At 71.5% G+C, this 19,108-nt stretch carries 14 protein-coding genes; 3 read left to right on the top strand and 11 right to left on the bottom strand.

Going from position 1 to position 19,108, the window contains the following annotated elements:
- The first annotated feature begins 144 nt into the window (after positions 1–144).
- Positions 145–1,782 carry a hypothetical protein gene (locus tag JYJ93_RS36715; RefSeq protein ID WP_206799292.1) on the top strand — a complete coding sequence of 546 codons (1,638 nt, stop codon included), beginning with the start codon at positions 145–147 and terminating at the stop codon, positions 1,780–1,782.
- A gap of 41 nt (positions 1,783–1,823) precedes the next feature.
- Positions 1,824–2,597, top strand: coding sequence for a hypothetical protein (locus JYJ93_RS36710; RefSeq protein WP_206799290.1), 774 nt, complete (start codon positions 1,824–1,826; stop codon positions 2,595–2,597).
- Between the two features lie 8 nt (positions 2,598–2,605).
- On the opposite strand, the gene JYJ93_RS36705 is transcribed toward JYJ93_RS36710, so the two are convergent.
- Genes JYJ93_RS36705 through JYJ93_RS36665 form a run of 9 tightly spaced genes read right to left on the bottom strand, consistent with a single transcriptional unit; the run spans position 2,606 to position 15,012 of the window.
- Positions 2,606–3,328, bottom strand: coding sequence for a laminin G domain-containing protein (locus tag JYJ93_RS36705; RefSeq protein ID WP_206799289.1), 723 nt, complete (start codon positions 3,326–3,328; stop codon positions 2,606–2,608).
- Between the two features lie 8 nt (positions 3,329–3,336).
- Positions 3,337–5,241: a tetratricopeptide repeat protein gene (locus JYJ93_RS36700; RefSeq protein WP_206799288.1), complete on the bottom strand. Its 1,905-nt coding sequence runs from the start codon at positions 5,239–5,241 to the stop codon at positions 3,337–3,339.
- Positions 5,241–5,879: a hypothetical protein gene (locus tag JYJ93_RS36695; RefSeq protein WP_121718154.1), complete on the bottom strand. Its 639-nt coding sequence runs from the start codon at positions 5,877–5,879 to the stop codon at positions 5,241–5,243. Before JYJ93_RS36695 ends, JYJ93_RS36700 begins: the two co-directional genes overlap by 1 nt.
- Complete coding sequence (locus JYJ93_RS36690; RefSeq protein WP_242544065.1) at positions 5,876–6,379, bottom strand: hypothetical protein; 504 nt, start codon at positions 6,377–6,379, stop codon at positions 5,876–5,878. The genes JYJ93_RS36695 and JYJ93_RS36690 overlap by 4 nt, the downstream gene beginning before the upstream one ends.
- On the bottom strand, positions 6,370–9,642 hold the full coding sequence (locus JYJ93_RS36685; RefSeq protein WP_206799286.1) for a tetratricopeptide repeat protein: 3,273 nt from the start codon (positions 9,640–9,642) through the stop codon (positions 6,370–6,372). Before JYJ93_RS36685 ends, JYJ93_RS36690 begins: the two co-directional genes overlap by 10 nt.
- A complete protein-coding gene (locus tag JYJ93_RS36680; protein WP_206799285.1) occupies positions 9,639–11,255 on the bottom strand; it encodes a hypothetical protein in 1,617 nt (538 codons plus the stop codon). The genes JYJ93_RS36685 and JYJ93_RS36680 overlap by 4 nt, the downstream gene beginning before the upstream one ends.
- Positions 11,252–11,887: an outer membrane beta-barrel domain-containing protein gene (locus JYJ93_RS36675; RefSeq protein ID WP_206799284.1), complete on the bottom strand. Its 636-nt coding sequence runs from the start codon at positions 11,885–11,887 to the stop codon at positions 11,252–11,254. Before JYJ93_RS36675 ends, JYJ93_RS36680 begins: the two co-directional genes overlap by 4 nt.
- Before the next feature lie 59 nt (positions 11,888–11,946).
- Positions 11,947–14,562: an AgmX/PglI C-terminal domain-containing protein gene (locus JYJ93_RS36670; protein WP_206799283.1), complete on the bottom strand. Its 2,616-nt coding sequence runs from the start codon at positions 14,560–14,562 to the stop codon at positions 11,947–11,949.
- Positions 14,563–14,601: 39 nt separating this feature from the next.
- The gene (locus tag JYJ93_RS36665; RefSeq protein WP_242544064.1) at positions 14,602–15,012 is read right to left on the bottom strand and encodes a hypothetical protein; all 411 of its coding nucleotides are present in this window, start codon (positions 15,010–15,012) and stop codon (positions 14,602–14,604) included.
- 230 nt (positions 15,013–15,242) lie between these two features.
- Between JYJ93_RS36665 and JYJ93_RS36660 the strand changes: the two genes are divergently transcribed.
- On the top strand, positions 15,243–17,594 hold the full coding sequence (locus JYJ93_RS36660; RefSeq protein ID WP_206799280.1) for an MtsA protein: 2,352 nt from the start codon (positions 15,243–15,245) through the stop codon (positions 17,592–17,594).
- Positions 17,595–17,597: 3 nt separating this feature from the next.
- On the opposite strand, the gene JYJ93_RS36655 is transcribed toward JYJ93_RS36660, so the two are convergent.
- A complete protein-coding gene (locus JYJ93_RS36655; RefSeq protein WP_206799279.1) occupies positions 17,598–18,557 on the bottom strand; it encodes an HTTM domain-containing protein in 960 nt (319 codons plus the stop codon).
- A complete protein-coding gene (locus tag JYJ93_RS36650) occupies positions 18,554–19,084 on the bottom strand; it encodes a hypothetical protein (RefSeq protein ID WP_206799276.1) in 531 nt (176 codons plus the stop codon). The genes JYJ93_RS36655 and JYJ93_RS36650 overlap by 4 nt, the downstream gene beginning before the upstream one ends.
- Positions 19,085–19,108 lie beyond the last annotated feature (24 nt).

The raw sequence follows: 19,108 nt of genomic DNA, 5'->3' as shown, positions 1-19,108 counted from the left end.
ACCTGTCCGACAGTCGAACAGGTTTGTGCGCGGCGCGGCGGGTAGGGCGGGCGGGCAGGGGGGCCGTCGTCCCCCTGGCTCTGCCTGACGTCGAGGCGTGCGTGGTGTTCTCGCGCCCGCTGGCTCGAACGAGGTTTCCTCCTGGTGGGACGCGGGGTCTGGGTGTGGTGCTGGGCGCTCGTGGCGCTGGCGCTCGCGGGTTGCGGCTCGGGGGCGGAGCTGACGCCCTGTGCCGTGGACTGCGAGGGCGCGGCCTGCGCGGCCTGCGTCACGTCCCTTCCCGAGGAGACCGTCCGGCCCGCGCTCGCGTGTGATCAGCTCCTCGCGCCGTCACGGTGCCTGGGGCCTCGAGTGCTGGAGCGCTGCGTGGATGGCGCCGTGCACCGGGAGGACTGCGCGGAGGACACGACCTGCGTCGAATCGCCGGAGGTCGCCTGTGTCTCGGGCTCGGCGTGTGTCGACGGCGTCTCGCAGTGCACGGAGTCCAGGGCCTTGCAGGTGTGCACGAACGGCCGGTGGGCCGCGCGGGCCTGTGATGTGGCCTGCGAAGCCGCGCCCGGACGGGGCTTCTGCGGCAGGCCCGGGCCCACGTTGAGCGGCACTGTGCGCTACGCGCGCCGCTTCCCGGACGCGGAGTTCCGCGCGTGGACGCTGGACGTGGAGCCGGTGCCTGCGCGCGGGTTCCTCATCGTGTCGTTCCAGGGCTCGAAGGTGCTCGACTCGCAGGTGACGGATGACGCCGGCCGCTTCACGCTGAAGGTGTCGTCGTCCCCGGGCGATGACGACCGCGTCGTCGTGTACGCGGCCGGCCGTGGACGGGATGGCGCGGTGGCCTACGCGGTGGCGGACCCCGGGCTGCAGGGGGCGCAGTCGGTGAAGACGGTGCCGGGGGACGCGGCCCGCATCTGGAGTTGGTCGCGCACGACGCGCGAGCTGTCGGAGCGACCCGTGTTCACCCTCGCCGAGTCCGAGGGCTCCGGCGCGGCGGCGGTGTTCGACGTGCTGGGCACGGCCTGGCGCCGGATGCGCGAGCGCTACGGAGGACGCGACGGCCTGCCCATCGTGGCGTGGCTGGGCTTCGGGACGACCTGGTCCTGTGGGGCGTGCTTCGCGCCGTGGCCGGTGACGGCGGTGGGCCGGAGCTGGGACTCGCAGGTGTGGCTGCCGGGGGACTCGGATGCGGCGTGGTGGTCGGACGCGATGGTGATGCACGAGCTGGGGCACTGGGTGATGGCCAGCCAGGGCACCAGTCCGGAGGAGGGCGGGCCGCACTACGTGGGCGTGCCCACCTTCCCGGGACAGGCGTGGAGCGAGGGCTGGGCCACCTGGTTCAGCGCGGACGCGCGCCGCAGTCCCCGCTACTTCGACCGGCAGGGCGGGACGCTGTTCTGGGTGGACCTGTCCGCGCGAGCCTCCTCGGTGAGCCCCTGGACGCGGCCCCGCGCCGAAGACGGCCTGCTCCAGCCCATGGACGAGAACGAGGTCGCCGCCATCCTCTACCGCACGGCCACCGGCACACCGTCCAGCCAGCCGCTCTACGACGCGCTCGCCGCGCCCGCGATGAACCAGCCTCCCTGGGCGCGCGGCTACACGAAGCACACCTGGACGCGGGATGAGACGGGCGCGCTCACGGACGTGGCGGACACGGGAAGGCCGTCACCGTGTCTCGCGGACTTCCTGGACGCGCTGACGTGCCAGGGCTTCCCGAGCACACGGGTGGACGCGGCCACCGAACCCGCGACTTCCTTTCCGTATCCCAGCCACGAGCCCCTGTGCCCATGAAGCTTCCCCGTCCGATGCAGAGAAGCCGGCGGTCCACGGCCATGATGCGCAAACGCGTGGCGGGGGCCGTGCTGGCGCTGGCGCTCGTCGGAGCACTTTCGGCGGGCATGGCGTCTGGCGTGGACCGCGTGCGGCGCAAGAAGCCGCCCAGGCCCTCCGAGTCACCGCCTCAGGCGGCGCAGGAGAAGCCCGTCCACGCGTCCTCCCCGACGCTCCTCGCCTCCGCGCGGTCGGTGGCGCTGCCAGCGCACGGAATGCCTTCATGGGACCTGCCGTCGCGCGAAGCCCCGCGCTCGCGGCCTGTTGCCCCTGCGAAGACGCATGTCACGGAGGTGCAGACACCGGTGCTCACGCGAAGCCCGGAGGAGGACGGCGCCACGGCCACGGACAGCCCCGCGCCACGGACCACGATGCTCCCCGCCACGGCGCGCATCCCCGCGCCCTTGCATGTCTCCTGGCGGGTGGTGGACGCCAGCGCGGACACGGTGCGGCTCATCGCGCGGCTGGACCGGAGCCCGGGCTTCACCGCGCCCGTGGAGGTCTCCCTGCGCGTGCCGCCGCGAACAGTTCTCCGGGAGGGCCCCACGTCGCCCATCGTCCTGGACGGAGACACGCGGGAAGTGCCCTGGACCCTGGGCCTGACCGAGGGCTCCCGCCCCGACGACGACCTCGTGCTGCTGGCGAGCGCCGCGGGCGAATCCTTCGGCGTCCACGCGGAGGCGCGCTACCACTTCGGCCGGCCGCTCACGGAGTCACCGCGTCCCACGCCCACGGGGCCTCCGCTGCCAGAGGCCCTCATGCGCTCCCGCGAGTAACCCCGGGCTCAATCCAGGTTGAAGTACACCTCGTCGATGGCGCCGTGGAACTGGTCGTTGTTGTTCCCGGCGCTCTTGGCCCCGATGCCGACGGACTGGCCCGTGGGGTTGATGTCGTAGGTGCTGGCGAGCAGCGCGCTGCCCCGGGCCACGTTGTCGATGAGGATGGTCAACGTGGTGCTGGTGCGCTGACACGTCACCTTGTGCCAGACGCCATCCGCGATGCCCACGGACGCCTTGACGATGACTGCGTCCGCGCCGCCGGTGGTGCGCACGACGCAGCTGGGCTTGCCCGTCACCGCGTCGTCCAGCTGCAGCTTCCACTGGGGCGTGGAGGAGAGCCCCTTCTGCACCAGGTTGGAGCCGTGGTCCGTGCTCAGCTCCGCGAGCGTCACGCGAACCCGCGCCCCGAAGGAGAACAGCGCCGTGCCCGGGTTGAGCGACGCGGAGTCCGCCGCGCTGATGAACGCCTTCGCGCATGCCGTCCCGATACAGACGGCGGGGAAGCGCACCCCCTGGCCCTCGTATCCCGCCGCCTCCACCGTGACGGCGCCGCCGTTGCTCGACTGCGCCGTGCCGGTGTGGCCCTTGCCGCTGTCGTCCACCACGGTGGTCACCGGGTCGGACACCGACTCGAATTTGTAACGCAGCTTCTGGCTCACCGCGCCGGCCGTCACCGGCCCCAGCAGCAACACCGCGGCCAGTCCCACGCGCATCGGATGGTTTCTCATGAGGGTCCTCAAGGTACGTCCACGGCCAGCTTCTGCAGCGCGCTCTTCGCGTCCGCGTGGTCCGGCTGCAACTGCACGGCGGCCTCGTATTCCTTCTTCGCCTCGGGCTTGCGGTTGGTGGCCTCCAGCAGCTGCGCGAGCGCGAAGTGCGGCTCGCCCGCGCTCGCGTCCACCTGCGACGCGCCCCGGAACGCCTTCTCCGCCTCCGGCAGCTTGCCCTGTCGGTACAGCGTGTGCCCCAGGTACAAGAGGCCCAGCGAGTTGCGCGGCTCCACCGCCAGCACGTCGCTCAGCACCTGGAGCGCCTTGGCCTCGTCCCCGCCGCGCAGGTACAGGAAGCCCAGCTCCGCGCGGGCCTCCAACTGCGCGGGGTCCTTCGTCACCACCGCCTCCAGCTCCGGCACCGCCAGGTCCGGCCGGCCGCGCCGCGAGTGCAGGATGCCCAGCCGCGCGAGCGCCGCTGTGTCCGCCTCTTCGCCTTGCGCGGGCGTGAGCAGCTTCTCCGCCGCCACGTAGTCGCCCATCGCGAGCAGCAGGTCCGCCAGGCCCAGCTTCGCCGCGCGGTGCTTCGGATCCTCCTGGAGCACGGCCTCGTAGAGGGGCCGCGCCTGGGCGCCCACGTGCTTCTTCGCGTACGCCTCCGCCAGCATCAGCCGGTTCTCCACCGTGGGCTGGAGCTTCACGCAGGCCGAGTACTGCGCGATGGCGCCGTCCAGGTCGCCCTTGGCCTTGAGCGCGTCGCCGTAGCCCGCGCGCACGCCGGGCTCGTCCGGGAAGGTCTCCACCGCCGTCTTCAGTGTGGCCACCGCGTCGTCCACCTTGCCCAGCTCCAGGTACGCGCGCGCCAGGCCCTGGTAGGCCTCCGTCGTCTTCTTGCCGTCGTCCGCGCTCTTCTCGATGGCCTTCTGGAACGCGGACACCGCCTGCGTCTTCTTGCCCTGCGCCAGGTACAGCTGGCCCAGTTGCGTGTACGGGCCGCTCGCGCGGCGGGGCTCCAGGAGCAGCGCCTTCTCGAAGGCCTTCGTCGCCCGGGCGTTCTCCCCCAACTGGAAGCACGCGAGCCCCAGGTTGAAGTGCGCCTCCGCGTACTTCGGATCCAACGTGATGGCCTTCTGGAACGCCTCCGCCGCCTTGCGCGCGTTGCCCTGGCCGTCCAGCACCACGCCCAGGTTGTTCTGCGCGCGCGCGTGCCTGGGGTCCGCCTTGAGCGCCGCCTGGTACTCCGCGAACGCGCCCGTGACGTCGTTCTCCCGCATCAGCACGACGCCCAGGTTGTAGTGCGCCTCCGCGTCGCCGTCCTTCTGGCGGATGGCCTCGCGCAGCGTCTCCTTCGCCTCCGCGGCCAGCCCCTTCTCCGCCAGCGCCTTGCCCAGGTTCACCCGCGCCACCTGGAGCGCGCCGTCCAGCTTCAGCGCTTCTCGGTAGGCCTCGATGGCGTCGTCCGTGCGGTTCGCGCGCTGGAGCACCTCGCCCAGGTTGAAGCGCAGCTCCGCGTCCTTGGGCGACAGCTCCGTGGCCACGGAGTACTGCGTGATGGCCTCGTCCGTGTCGTCCTGGATGCGCGCCAGCAGGCCGCGCTCCGAGCGCAGCGTGGCCTCTTCCGGGAAGGCCGCCAGCGCCGCGTCCAGCACCGCCTTGGCCTTGGGCACGTCACCGGACAGCCGCAGCGCGCGCGCGAGCGCGACCTTCGCGGGGACGCCGTCCGGCGTGAGCCCGACGAGCTTCGTCAGCGGCGCCACCGCGCGGCGCGGCTGGTTCTGCGACAGGAAGGCCGTGCCCAGCTTGTAGAGCGCGTCCGGGTCGTCCGGGAGCTTGTCCGCGCGCGCGGCGGCGGGCTTCTCCGGTGGAGGTGCCTCCGGCGCGGGAGCCTGGGCCGTCAGCAATTGAAGGAGAAGGACTCCGGCTTTCGTCATCACAGGTTCTCCACGTACGGGCTGGCGCGCGCGTCGAAGGTCTTCTTGGCGAGGGCGGCCTTCTTCGCCTCCCACGCCTCCTTCGCCGCCTGCGCTTCCTTCGTGTCCCCCCCGAGGTTCGCGCGCTCTTCCTTCACGGCGGCCTCGCACTCGGACACCTGCTCCTCGAAATCCTTCGGCTCCAGGCGCTCACTGCCCTGCACCTTCGCCTTGCGCGCCGACGTCAGCCGCGCCAGTTCGAAGCGGGCGAACGCGCAGCGCAACGACAGCTTCTCCACCTCGCGCAATCCCACATTGAGGCGCTGGTGCGCGCGCAAATACTCCACGCGGGCCTCCGACTCCGCGATGGCCAGCTGCGCCACCTCGCGGGAGGACGCGTCCTGCGCGCGGTCCTCTTCGTCCTCGGCGGCCTCCTGGCGGGACTTCGCCCGGCGGATGTTGTCGCGCGCGCGGTTGATCTCATTGTCCGCCTCGTCCACGCGGTCGATGGCCAGCGCCAGGTCGTTCTCCGCCTCCAAGAGCTCGATGCGCGTCTCGTACGGCAGCTTCTTCACCAGCGCGTCCGGCACGCGCATGCCGTAGCTCGGGCCGCAGGCGGCGGTCAGGAGGGACAGGCTGAGGAGCAGGTGGCGCTTCATGGAGCGATGGCCTCGAAACGGCTGAAGAGGGTCCGGCCGGAGTAGACGTCGGTGCCGTTGGTGAACGTGACGTTGAACTCGCCCGACACCCGGTCCCCGGTGTTTTTCGGAAGGGACTTCACGAAGAGGTTGCCGCGCACGAGCGGCGGGAAGGGACGCACCGGCTCATCCAGCACGCTGCGGTCCACGCTGCCCCGCTGCGAGCCGTCCTCCAGCGCCTCCGCCAGGTCGATGTCCAGCGAGCCCGCGTACTCGTTGTCCGGCAGCATGTCCGCCACCCGCGCGCTCACCTTCAACACCACGTCCTGCCCGCTGCCCTGCGTGTTGACGAAGCTCACCGCCAGCGTGCCCTCCGCCAGGGCCGCCTCCGTGCGCTGGTAGCGCAGGTCGAGGAGCTCCGACACGCTGCCCTCCACCCGGCCGCCCTCCTCACCACACGCGGTGGCGACGAGCGCGAACAGCACCGGGGCGATGCGGCGGAGGGGCGCGCTCACTTGCATGCCTTCCACCCCGCGTCCACGTCCGGGCCGTTGAGCGTGCCCATGTCCTTGAGCACGGCCAGCTCGCGGCGCGCGCCGTCCGTGTCGCCGAAGCGGCAGCGCAGCGCGGCCAGGTTGAGGCGGGCCTTGTCGTAGGTGGGGTCCGCCTCCAGCGCCTTGGCGTACGCCGCCCGGGCGCCCATGGCATCCCCCAGGTTGAGCATGGCCCAGCCCAGCGCCGCGTGCGCGGACGCGCGCGTGTCCTGCAACTCCGTCACGCGCCCGAAGGTCAGCTGCGCCATGCCGTACTGGTGCGCGTCCAGGTAGCCCATGCCCAGGGCCTCCAGCGCCTCCGCGGTGAGCACCTTCTCCGCCTTCTTGCGCAGGTCCTCCAGCGCCGCGGGCTGCGTGGGCGCGGCCGGCTGCGGCACCGGCAGCGCGGCCACGTCCGTGCGGTTGCGGCAACCCACCACCGCCGCGTTGAAGACCTCCAGCGACTCCGCGCGGGACAGGCAGGCCTTGAAGGCTTCGTCCGAGCGGGACTTGAGCGGCCCCACCTGCTGCTTCACCGCGTCCTGGAACTGCTTCGTCTCCGCGGCGGACAGCCCGCCGGGCACCGGCGTCTGGTCCACCACGTCCGCGATGTGGCCGTACGCCAGGGCGATCTTCCACAGCGACGCCACCGCCCACTCCGGATACCCGAGCGACGCGGCCTGCGTGTACACGCCCTCCATGGCCTGGAGCGCGGCGACCTTCTCCTCCACCTTGTCGGCCGGCAGGTCCTTGTAGCCGCGGTACAGAATCTCACCCAGGTACCAGAGCCCCTTGGCAGCCTCCTCCGTCTGGCCGTTGGGGCCCTGCACCGCGGGGGTGAGGGTGGAGATGAGCGCATCCGGCGGAGCGGTGGGCGCGGTGGTGGCCTGCACCTCCGCGAGCACCGCCGCGGCGGCCACGTTGTTCTTGTCCAGCTTGATGGCGGTCTCCGCCGCCGTCTTCGCGCGGGCGTAGTCCTTCTGCTTCAGGCGCGTCTCCGCGAGCAGCGCCAGCACCTCGCCCTTGCGCGCGCCCGCGGACTCCGACGCCGTCTCCAGGTTGCGGGACGCTTCCTTGTACTCACCCAGCGCGATGCGCAGGCGGGCGCCGGCCATCCAGCCGTCCACCGACGCCAGGTCGCCCGTCAGCTTCTGGCCCACCTGTTCGAACCAGCCGGCCGCCTCGTTGAAGGCCGCGGCCTCCGCCGCGTGCCGGCCCAACGTCAGCAGCACGTCCGACAGGTACTGGCTCTTGGGATAGGACTGCGCCAGCTTCGCGCCCAGCTCGCGCTCGCGCGGCAGGTCGCGCTTCTCGCGCGCGGCGGTGAACGCGCCGTAGAGCGCCTTCTCGCCGATGTCGCTGTTCTTGTTCTCGTCCGCGACCTTCATCAGGCCTTCGATGACGTCGCCCGTCTCCTGCGCGCTCTGCAGGGCCAGCTCGTCCAGGGCCTCGGCCTTGCTCTGCGTGAGGATCTTCTGCACCTCACCGCGGAAGCCGGACGGCAGCGAGGACGCGAGGAACTTGCGGCCCGTCTCGTCCAGCTTCTTGAAGTCGTTCACCTGCCGGAGGCTGTCCAGGGCCAGGTTGCCCGCGACCGGCGCGTCCTTGTATTGCGGGTGCGCCAGCGCGAACGCGGTGAACAGCTCCGCCGCCTTCGGGTACTCACCGTCCTCGTAGTAGGCGCGCGCGATGTTGAACTTCACGTCCAGCACGTGCGGGCTCTGCGGGTAGCGCGACACGTAGTTCGCGCCCAACAGCTTCAGGGCCTGCCGCGCGTCCGCCACCTCGAAGGCGTTGCGCTTCTGCGCCTCCTCCGGCTTGAGCGTGGAGAAGTGGGCCAGCAGCGCGCCGTACATGGCGGTGTCCACGGCCTTGTTGTCCTTGGCCTTGTCCTCGTAGCGGGCCAGCTCCTCGAACTGGCGCGCGGCCTCCGGGAACTCCTTGGCGGCGAAGAGCGCGTCCGCGCGGTTCTTCATGATGGGCCGCACGTACTGCTCCGGGCGGAACAGCCCCAGGTACTCGCGGTAGGCGTCCGCGGCCTTCAGGTACAGCTCACGCGAGTCCGCCTTCTGCGCGGCCAGGTGCACCTGCGTGGACAGGTCGCGCGCCATCTCCTCCGTCTCCGCGAGCTGCTTCTTGCGGTCGGACTCCGCCATCTCCGGGTCCGTCTTGCTCTGCACCGCGGCGCGCACCAGGAAGCGGATGTCCTCCGGCTCCGGCATCACCTTGCCCTTGGCGGCCTTGAGCGAGTCGTACAGCTTCTGGCTGCGCTCCAGGTCCATCTCCGGGTCGGGCTGCACTTCCATCAGCTTGCGCAGCGTGGGGATGGCCCACTCGTACTGCTGCTTGATGAAGTAGCGGTTGCCCAGCTTGTCCAGCGCGAGCGCGTACGTGGCCCGGCTGTCGCTGAGCTTCTCGAAGTAGTTGAGCGCGCCCTTGGCGGGCTTGGCCTCCGTGTAGCTGTAGACCAGGTCCAGCAGCGCCTCGCGCTTGACGTTGAGCGCCTTCTTCACGTCCACGCCGGGCAGGGGCGCGCTGGCGGCCGCCGCCTCGAAGAACGTGACGGCCTCCGCGTGCTTGGCCTGGTTCACGCGGATCCAGCCCATCTTGTAGCGGGCCAGGTCGTGCACCGGCGACGGCGGCAGCTCCAGGATGGCCTGGTAGTGCTTCTCCGCTTCGACCAGGTCCGCCTTGTCGAAGAAGTGGTCACCGAGGATCTGCTCGGCCTCCAGGCGCAGCGGGCTGTTGGGGTACTTGCGCGTCAGGTCCCCCAGCGTCTTGAGCATCTCGTCGAACTGGCCCAGTTCGCGCTGCTCGTGCGCCAGGTAGAACGTCACCTGGTCCCCGTCCTTGAAGTCCGGGTACTCGCGCAGCAGGCGGTAGTACATCTGCACCGCCTTCTGCTTCATCAGGCGCGTCTCCGGGGAGACGATGGCGCCGGTGGCGCCCTCCGGACGGGTCTCCGCCTGGAGGTAGTACACGTAGCGGCTCTTCTCCACGTAGAGCTCCGCCAGCCGGAACTGCAGGTCCGGCAGGTACGGCGCGTTGCGGCTCTTGGAGATGAGCTTCTCGGTCTCGCCGATGGCGCGGTCCACCTTGAAGATGTCGCGCTTGAGCTTGGCGACGAGCTCCTCGCGCTCCTTCGCCTTGGACACGATGGGGTTGGTGTTGGGCCCGATACGGCCGCCAGGGCCGGGAGCCGCGGCCGCGAGCAGCGCGGCGGTGATGAGGCCGGTGAACGGGCCGGTCATGGGGTTTCCTCGATGCAACGGCTCTCGATGCGGACCCGGTAGGACTTGAGCTCGTCGTTCCAGTATTCGTTGTCGAACTTGAAGGCGACCTGCGCGGGCGACAGCAGCTCTTCCTCCTGCGCCGCCACCACCTGCGCGCCCTTCTTCACGCGCTCGTACAGCTTGAGGCCGACCTCGTACTCCATGAGGCGCACCTGCTCCGCGGCGCGAAGCAGCGTGTCCGCCTCCTGGCGCACGGCGTCCTGCAGCCGCGCGTCGTACACGCGCACGGCCTCCGCGTGGGACAAATCGTAGACGCGCGTCAGGTGCCCGAAGAGCCGGTCGCCGAAGCTGCCGGCGTAGCGGCCCAGGCGCTCGCCCTCCAGGTCCAGCAGGGCCACGAACTTCGCGGCGCGCTGGGTGCCGCCGTGCGCGTTGGCGGCGCGGCGCAGGCGCACGTCCTGGCTCAGGTCCTCGCGGCTGCGCACGGACTCCAGCGAGTCCGCGTACCGGCGCGTCAGCTCCTTCGCCGCGCGCTTGGCGGGCAGGTAGTGGCACAGGTCGCGGAAGATGAGCGCGCGCAGCAGGTACTTGTCCGGCATGAACTCATCGCGGAAGGACGGCGCGTCCAGCGTGGTGAGGATGCCCAGCGCCGCGCGCAGGTCGCCCAGCTTGTAGCGGGTCCACGCCTCCTCCAGGTAGAGGCTGGCGCGGCCTGGGTCCAGCTCCGGCAGCTTCACCTGGCTGTACGCGTCCAGCGCGCCGGTGAAGTCCTTCTTCTCGTAGCGCAGGCGGGCCACCGCGAGCGCCGCTTCATTGCGCGCCTCGCGGGTGAGCTTCTCGTCCTGGGACAGGCCGAGGAAGTCCTTCACCATCTCCTCCGGCGGATCCTTCACCTGCTTGAGCCGGGTGACGAGCAGCGCGAACTTCGCGCGGCTCGCCTCGGCGCTCGTCTCCGGCAGCTTGGAGAAGTGCGTGTTCGCCCAGCGCTCGTTGCCCACGCGCAGGTCCACCAGGCCCTGCTGGTAGTGCGCGTAGGCGCCCGTCTCGTCCGGGAGGAAGCCCAGGTCGAGCGCGCCGAAGACCTGCTCGTCGATCATCACCTCGTCGTGCGGCCGGTCCGTCAGCCCCTTCAGCGCGTCCAGCGCGCGCGGCAGCACGTTGGGGTTGGAGCGCTCCCGCGCGATGCGCGCCAAGTACGTGGCGCCCGCGTGCGTGAGGCCCAGGTCGATGAGGCTTCGCGCGAGGAAGTACTGGCCCCACGCGTAGTTGTCATCCGTGCGCGGCGTGGCCTGGAGCCACGCGTACAGCGGGCCCGCGGCGTCGCGCGGCTTGCCGTCGAAGTAGGCCTTGAGCGCGTTGTCGAAGGTCTCCGGCGGCACCTTCTGCGGCGGGGGCGGAGGCGCCTCCGCGACGGCGGTCTTGGCGGGGGCGGGCGTGCCGGCGGCGGTGCCCGCGTCCGTGGGACCGGCGGTGCCCGCGTCCGTGGGGGTGCCAGCGGCCTTCGCCGTGGCGGCGGCCGGTGGAGGGGGCATGGGCAGCGTGCCCGCGTCCGGTGCCGCATGGGCGACCGCTGGGGACACGAGGAGCGCGGCGCTGGCGAGCGCGGCGACGATGAGCGGGCGGGACGTCATTCCGTGGCGCCGAAGTTGAAGGCCGTCCCAATCTGCACGGTGGGCACGTTGATGATGCGCGACGCGCCCGCGAAGACGGTGTTGTTGGTCACGTCCAGCCGGAAGGACACGTTCTGGCTGGAGAACAGGCGCACGCCCAGGCCCAGGTTGACGGCGGGGCGGAAGCCGTCGCTGCGGTCCACCTTCACCACCGTGCCGCCAGCGAGCAGGAAGACCTCGAAGTGGAGGACGTTGGCGTTGAGGAAGGACGTCTTGCCGTACAGCGGGCTCCACATGAGGTCGGAACCCACCATCCACTGCACCTGGTCCTCGAAGGCGGTGGCGGTGGGGGCCGCGTCGAAGTCGCGCTCCAACTGGCGGCGCAGGCTGGTCTGCACGTTGTAGCTGTACGTGCCGCGGCCCACCTGCCACGCGACGCTGTCGCTGAAGTGGTACGTGTAGCCGACGGTGCCGATGAGCCCCTTGTAGAAGGCGTCCGCGGGCAGCACGCCCACGCCCAGGGAGAGCTCGTGGTGCATGCGGTAGAGCCGGTCCTGCACCGCGGAGACGGTGCCGGGGTTCTCGAGTTCCTCGGCCTGGGCGCGCGCGAGGCCGGGCACCAGGCACAGGAGGGAGAGCAGGAGGAATCGCACGGGGACTTTTTCCTGTCAGGAGGCGGGGGACGACGTGGGGTGGGGGGAAGTCCCCCGCGTCAGTAGCCGACCGAGTTGAAGAGGAACGGGTACGTGATGATGACCTGGCCGCCCTTGGGGGCTGGGAACTGCCAGCCCTTCAGGCTGCTGAGGATGCACGCCTCGACGGAGGCGTTGCGGAGGGTGGAGGACTTCGTCTTCGCGGAGGCGACGCGGCCGTTGAGCCCGATGGCCCACTCCAGCACCACCTTGCCGGCGAGGCCGGGGTCCTTGAGCAGCGCGCGCTCATAGCAGCCGTGGACTTCATTCAGGTGGCTGTTGATGACCTTGGCCACGGCTTCGCGGTCCACGGTGCCCTGCGTGGAGGAGATGCTGCGCGCGGTGGCGCGCGTGACGGTGCCGCCCACCGCGCCCTTGCCCACGCCGCCCGCGCCCAGCGCGCCGATGCCGCCGCCGCCCTTGCCGCGCAAGAGCTCCGCGCCCAGGGTGGCGCCGCCGCCCTTGCCGCCGCCGCCCAGGCCGAAGGTGCCCAGGCCCGCGTTGGCGATGGGCGCCTTGCCGATGAGGCCCGCGAGTTTGTAGTTCGTCTGCTTGGCGTTCTTGCTGCCCGGGCCGCTGCCCAGCTTGTCCACGGCGGCCAGCAGGTCGTTGGCGGCGGGGCCCGCGGCGGACAGCTTCGCGAGCGCCTTGAGGGCCTTGCTCTCCGGCGCGGCGGCCACGGCCTTGGGGACCTGCACTTGCTTGACGGGCTTGGGAGGAGCCTTCTCCGCGACGACGGGCTTCTCCTTCACGGGCTCCTTCTTCTTGAGGGCCTCGAGCTTCTTCTTGGCCTCTTCCTTCTTCTTGGGCTCGGGGGCGATGAGGCGCAGCGCGACGGGCGGGAGGTTCTTCTGCGTGAAGTCCGCGGTCGCGGGGCCTTGCGGCCGGGTGGCGATGAACCAGCCCAGGCCGCCGCCGAAGATGGCGAGGAAGAAGAGGGTCAGCCAGGGCAGGCCCTTGAGCGGGTTGACGAAGATGCGCTCGGGGGCGGGGGCCGCGTAGGCGACGAGCGACATCTTGCCCTGGGTGAGGCGGGCGGCGGCGCCGTCGCGCAGGGTGACGAAGCGGCGGCTGCCGTCGGACTCGAGCGCGGCGGTGGTGACGGGGGCGAAGCGGCCGTCTCCGTTCGCCTTCTCCACGTCGGTGCCGGGGGGCACGAAGAGGCGGTAGTTGCCGTTGACGGACTCGGCGAGGGTGAAGTCGTCGCCTTCCGGGAGGGTGAAGCCCCACAGCGGCATGGGGGCCAGTTCGTCCACGGCGGCCTTCACGGGCTTCTTCGCGTCCGGGACGAAGCGGCGCGCGTCGCGGCGCACGGCGCCCCAGTAGAGCTCCAGGTAGAGCTGGGCCGCGCCCTTCTTGCCCGGGCCGATCTTCGGCGCGTGCGTGGGGCGGCTGGCCGGGGCCGCGTCGAGGACGAGGGGGCCGGAGGCGGGCGCGGCGACGTCCGTGTCCACGTCCGAGAGCAGGTCGTCCGCGACGAGGAGGCTGGGCATGACCTCCGAAGGCGGACGGCGCCGGGTGGAGGGGACGGTGCCCGCGGGAACGGCGGGAGCGGGGGCCTGCTTCGAGGCCGCGGGCTGGGCGTGGGCACCGTTCGGGTGTGCGCCGTGCACTGCGTGCGCGGCTTGGGGGTGCCCCGCGTGCGCGCCGTGGTGGGCGTGCGCGTTCTGCTGAGCGAAGGCCGCCTGTTGAGCCTGGGCCCCCTGATGCTGTGCATGCGCCGCGTGTTGCGCCTGCTGCTGCGCGTACGCGGCCTGCTGGGCCTGCTGCTGCGCGTACGCGGCCTGCTGCGAGTGCGCGGACTGCTGGGCCTGCTGCTGCGCGTACGAGGCCTGCTGCGCCTGCTGCTGGGCATAAGCGGCTTGCTGTGCCTGCTGCTGTGCGAGTGCGGCCTGCTGGGCCTGCTGTTGGGCGTAGGCAGCCTGCTGTGCCTGCTGCTGCGCGAGCGCGGCTTGTTGCTGCGCGTGTGCGGCCTGCTGGGCCTGCGCGGCTCGCTGTGCCTGCTGCTGCGCGAGTGCGGCCTGCTGGGCCTGTTGCTGCGCGTAGGCGGCCTGTTGCGCCTGGTGCTGTGCATGCGCCGCGTGTTGCGCCTGCTGCTGCGCGAGTGCGGCCTGCTGAGCTTGTTGCTGCGCGTAGGCGGCCTGCTGCGCCTGTTGCTGCGCGTGCGCGGCCTGCGCGCCGTGATGGGGCGCGAAGCCATTCGCGGGCCCGAACGCGTGCGTCGCCCCGTTGCCTCCGTTCAGGGGCGCGGCGGGCGGAGCCCCCGCACCTCCGAGGAGCGCGGCGACCTCGGGCGGCGGCTGCGGCTTGGTCTCCACGGGACGCTGGTTGAGGATCCGCGTCTTCAGGACGAACGGACCGCACAGCACCTCGTCCACGGAGCGGATCTCACAGGCCGTGACCTGGTGCCCGTTGACGAAGACGCCGCTGGTGCCGTTGCCCGCGTCCTGGATCGCGGTGCGGCCGTTCTGGAAGTACAGCAACGCATGGCGAGGCGACACGGACGCGTCGTCCAGCCGCAGATCCGACGACGCATCGGAGCCGAGCGCGTAGGTGCCGGGGACGAAGACCTCCGTCCCCACCAGGAGGCCGTCGCGGAGGATGACGACTTGCAGGACGCTGGGCTGGCCGCTCAACGGTGACGCTCCCTTCGAGGGGTGATGGGCGGTACGGCCCTACTGATCGTAGACGGTGGCGAGCGTCTCCGAGCGGAAGCTGTCCCGCTCGCGAAGCATCGACCGCGTCTTCAATTCCTTGCGGTCATACAGATACACGGCGCCGGACTTGTTCGTCTGGCCCTGGATGAGCCGGTCGTCGAAGTCGATGCGCGACGGGCCGCGCTGCGGCGGCGCTGACGCCGCGGCGGCCGAGGCATCCCCCGTCACCGGATCCGTGACGGCCGTGCTCGACTTCGTCTCGATGCGCGGGGGCGCCTTGCTCGAGCCCTTCTTGGCCCTGGGCGCCTTCGCGGCCTTCGTCTTGGAGGCGCGTGCACGCCCCTGGGCCCAGGCATCGTTCGCGGGGGAGAGGGGACCGAAGCCGAGCACGCTGGCGACGGCACAGAAGAGGAGGAAACGTCGCATCATCAACAGGTTAAGCGATGCGAGCCCCGACCTGTCAACGCACACTCCAGCCCCATGGCAGGGCCCGTGGCGATCAGGTGTGGGGGGCAGTCCACCTCACCTGGGGCGGACTCTCCACGACTCGTCCTTCTTCGTGCCGGTACGCTGGAAACGTCCCGTGGGATTCCCTCCGAGCAGTGCCTCCCCAGCATGCGAGCAGACGTGGCACGAAGTCATCGTGACATGGTGGGCGGATGGAGGATGCTCGCGCGCGGGAGGCATGCCCACGCGTGATAGGTGTCACTCGCCATCGGGGATGGATCGCGGCAGTGCTCGGAGTCCTGGTGCTCCTGGGGCTTGGGGTCCTGGTGCTGAAGCCCCCCAGCAGCCCCGCGCCAACGCCCGCGCCGTCCGCCGCTCCCGCCGGGCCGCGCCCCATCCTCCAGGCGGTGGGCCCGAAGCTCATCAGCAACCAGACCTCGCAGCCCATCTCCGTCTACGGAGAGAACCTGGTGCCGGGTCTGAGGCTGGTGCTCGGCGCGCCCCTGTCGCGCGAGGTGCCGCTCGCGGTGGTGGACGCGCGCCATGGCTACGCGAGGCTCCCGTCCGGCCTCGAACTCCCCGAGGGCACCTTCCATGCGGACGTGCAGCTGTCGCTCGCCGCGACCGGTCCCCGGCCCACGGGCACCGCGCGGCTCACGCTGATCAACGACGCGGCCTTCCCGGACCTGATGGCGATGGCGCTGTCTCCGGACGGGCGCACGCTCTTCGTCGCGTCGCCGCCCACGGACACGGTGTTCGCGCTGGACGTGGCGTCCGGGCGCGTGGAGCCGATGGCGGTGGGAGACGGGCCGTCCGCGCTCGCGACCTGGAAGGACGCCAGCGGCCATCCCTGGCTGGGCGTGGCCCACCAGCACGGCGCGGAGCTCTGGCTGTACGCGCTGGACGCGCCGGAGCGCAAGGCCCGGGTCGTCCCCGCGCCCTCGGGAGCGTGGGGCCTGGAGGTGGACGGGGCGAAGGGCGTGGCCTTCGTCGCCGAGCACCTGCGCGACACGGTGCACGCGCTCGCGCTGGAGGATGGCCGTGAGCTGTGGCGCGCGGCCGTGGATCCGAACCCGCGCGCGATGGCGCGGTGGAACGGGCTGCTCGCGGTGGGAAGCCTCCAGACGGGGCAGGTGGTGCTGCTGCGCCAGGACGACGGCCGGGAGCTGGCGCCGGTGGTGCCGAAGCCCGGCGTCCCCATCATCGGAGGCCCCACGGAGGCCTTCTCCGCGCAGGTGATGGGCGGCAAGGCGCCGCGCGCCCTGGTCGCGAGCGACCGCTTGAAGCGCCTCTTCATGTCGAGCCTGGGGCCGAACGTGGGCCCCAACGCCCAGCGCATGGAGGTGAGCGCGAACAGTGGCGTCGCGGTGCTGGACCTGGACCGGCAGGAGGTGGTGCGGCACCGGGGCTTCGGCGCGGGCGTGACGGAGGGGCTGGCGCTGGATGACCGCGCGGGGCTGCTCTACGCGGCGGACGTGGGCCTGGGCCAGGTGCGGGTGCTGGACGCGAAGGCGCTGGTGAAGAGTGACGCGGGCGCGCGCGAGGCGCTGCTCCAGACGCTGCCCGTGCCCCCGCCGGAGGGCACGCCGTGGATCCGCCCCGTGGAGGACCTGGGCACGAAGGGCAGGGCGGGATTGGAGCTGCACTCCGGGCCGCGCTCGCTGGCGCTGTCCCCGGACGGGCGCACGCTCTACGTGCTCAACCGCTTCACGGGCACGGTGGCGGTGGTGGACGTGAGCAACGCGCGCGCGGGCAGGGCGAGCGTGACGCGGCAGTGGCCCGTGGTGGACGTGCGCTCGCGCGAGCAGCGCCGCCTGGGCCAGGTGCTCTACTTCACCGACGTGGGGCGCACGGGCATGAGCTGCGACGCGTGCCACATCGAAGGGCACACCGGCGGCGTCTTCTTCGAGAAGACGCGCCCCATGCGCATCTACCGGTCCACGACGGCCCTGGGCAGCCGGGACACGCCGCCCTACTTCACGCCCGCGAGCACGCGCAGCATCGCGGAGACGGTGGAGACGGTGGGCGGGCGCAACCGCTACCACAACCCGGATCCAACGCCGTCGGAGGTGGAGGCGCTGGCGCTCTACACCTCGCTCTTGCCCACCGCGCCCAACCCCTACCGGGGCGAGGACGGCGCGCCGCTGGAGACCGTCACGCTGCCGGACGGGAGGACGGGCCATCCGGTGAAGGGCCTGGCGCTCTTCGAAGGGAAGGCCCGGTGCCTGGCCTGCCACCCCGCGCCCCTCTACACGCTGGACCAGGACCCCGCGACGCGGGGCCAGTACCAGGACGTGGGCACGCCCATCGCGCTGCCGCTGCGGCTGGCGCAGCAGCAGTTGGTGACAGGCGCGGCGCCGCCCTCGCTGGTGGGCACCTGGGACGTGTGGCCCCTGCTGACGAGCGCCACGGCGGGCTACGCGGTGCAGGAGGACCGGCTCGTGGTGGGCTCGCGCTTCCCCCTGCGCACGCTGCTGGAAACCCCCGGCCTGAACCACGGCGCCGCGCAGGAACTCAGCGCCGAGGAGCGGGACGACCTGCTCGCCTACCTGCTCACGCTGTGAGGGCTAACGCGCGGGATTGGAGTGGAAGGGGAGCAGCACCGCGGCGCGGACCCGGGTGGCCAGGGCTTCGGAGAGCAGCGGCCACCCGAACGCCGCGAAGGTGAGCACCGCCATCATCCCGCTGAACATCCACAGCCCCATCATCACCGCGATTCCCAGGTGCAGGCCCAGCGTCAGCGCCACCCAGAGCCCCCGCGTGCGCCGGGGCCAGACGCAGAACGCGTAGCCCACCTCCACCAGCAGCGTGCCCCACGTGGCCAGCTTCACCACCCATGGCACCCCCGCGAGCCACGCGAAGTCGAACTGGCCGTACTGGGGCTGCATCAGCACCTCCCAGAGCGCCGTCCCGTCCCGCCACACGGGGCCCAGCATCTTCTCCAGGCCCGTGGTCAGGTAGATGATGCACAGGTGCACCTGCAACACACGCAGCGACAGCGTCGCCAGCGCGGACGGCGCGCCGGAGAGCCTCTTCGCCCGCACGTCCAGGGAGTACGCCGTGCCCACCGGCATCACCGCGCAATAGAACAGGCTGATGTGCGCGAAGGTCTCCACGCCGTAGGAGAAGAAGCTGATGCTGTTGAGCAGCACCGTGTGGAGGACCCACGCCGTCACCGCCGACAGCCGCGTGTGCAGGCCCAGCAGCAGCCCCAGCAGCGCCATCACGTAGACGAACGTCAGGCCCTGGATGCTGGCCGCCTGCGTGAAGCCCAGCGGCTCCAGCGCGGCCACCACCATGCCCACCCGGGGCACGGACGGGGACGCCATCGCCTCCGAGACGCTCCAGGGCACCCAGCCCCGGTCGCCCAACAGCTCCGGCAGGCTCTCCGACAGGCTCCACGCCTGGATGAGCAGCAGCGCCGCCACGCCGATGCGCAGGACGCCCAGCGGCTGCGGAGAGGAGGGCTCGCCGACGAACGCCGCCAGCCTGTCGCCCACGGCGGACTTCCAATTCCTGGCGCTCATGGCGTCACCTCCCCGGTGGACACGGCCGCGGGAGCGCGCCGCTGGAACTCCGCGCGGTAGGCCTCCGTCCAGAGCGGCTGCGACCCTTGAAGGTGCTCCGCCATGCCAGGCAGTCGCAGCGACTCCACGCGCACCGTGACGGCTCTCGCGTCCGGGTGCCGGCCGAACATCGCCGCGGCCCACGCGCGGGCCAGCGCGTCCCGGCTCTCCTCCAGGCTGAAGCGCAGGTTCATGGAATGGATGCGCACGCTCACGGCGCCGTTGTCCGACCGGAAGTCGTCGTGCAGCTTTTCGCCGGACGCACCCTCCACGTCGAAGGAGACACGCACCGCCGGGCTGATGCCGGGGGCGAAGAAGCTGAAGCCGCTGCTCGAGCCCGTCCAATGCCCGTAGGCCTGGGTCCAGGTCCTCGTGGCGTCCGTCAGCGGGAGCAGGGGCACGTGCAGCGCGCCTCGGGCCACCATCACCAGGTGCAGCACGGCGAGGCCGGTCAACAACCCGTGCCGGGGAGTCAACGTGTGTCGCATGGGGGCTCCAGACCGAGCGCCGGA

The organism is Corallococcus sp. NCSPR001, from assembly GCF_017309135.1.
Taxonomy (GTDB): domain Bacteria; phylum Myxococcota; class Myxococcia; order Myxococcales; family Myxococcaceae; genus Corallococcus.
The sequence above is the reverse complement of the archived record's forward strand: the minus strand, read 5'-3'. Positions and strand labels throughout refer to the sequence as shown.

What these genes read in the sequence shown, in the direction of transcription:
- JYJ93_RS36665 (WP_242544064.1), bottom strand. Translation starts at nt 15,012, where the DNA reads ATGATGCGACGTTTCCTCCTCTTCTGTGCCGTCGCCAGCGTGCTCGGC.
- JYJ93_RS36705 (WP_206799289.1), bottom strand. Translation starts at nt 3,328, where the DNA reads ATGAGAAACCATCCGATGCGCGTGGGACTGGCCGCGGTGTTGCTGCTG.
- JYJ93_RS36655 (WP_206799279.1), bottom strand. Translation starts at nt 18,557, where the DNA reads ATGAGCGCCAGGAATTGGAAGTCCGCCGTGGGCGACAGGCTGGCGGCG.
- JYJ93_RS36660 (WP_206799280.1), top strand. Translation starts at nt 15,243, where the DNA reads ATGGAGGATGCTCGCGCGCGGGAGGCATGCCCACGCGTGATAGGTGTC.
- JYJ93_RS36695 (WP_121718154.1), bottom strand. Translation starts at nt 5,879, where the DNA reads ATGAAGCGCCACCTGCTCCTCAGCCTGTCCCTCCTGACCGCCGCCTGC.
- JYJ93_RS36650 (WP_206799276.1), bottom strand. Translation starts at nt 19,084, where the DNA reads ATGCGACACACGTTGACTCCCCGGCACGGGTTGTTGACCGGCCTCGCC.
- JYJ93_RS36690 (WP_242544065.1), bottom strand. Translation starts at nt 6,379, where the DNA reads ATGCAAGTGAGCGCGCCCCTCCGCCGCATCGCCCCGGTGCTGTTCGCG.
- JYJ93_RS36685 (WP_206799286.1), bottom strand. Translation starts at nt 9,642, where the DNA reads ATGACCGGCCCGTTCACCGGCCTCATCACCGCCGCGCTGCTCGCGGCC.
- JYJ93_RS36680 (WP_206799285.1), bottom strand. Translation starts at nt 11,255, where the DNA reads ATGACGTCCCGCCCGCTCATCGTCGCCGCGCTCGCCAGCGCCGCGCTC.
- JYJ93_RS36700 (WP_206799288.1), bottom strand. Translation starts at nt 5,241, where the DNA reads ATGACGAAAGCCGGAGTCCTTCTCCTTCAATTGCTGACGGCCCAGGCT.
- JYJ93_RS36710 (WP_206799290.1), top strand. Translation starts at nt 1,824, where the DNA reads ATGATGCGCAAACGCGTGGCGGGGGCCGTGCTGGCGCTGGCGCTCGTC.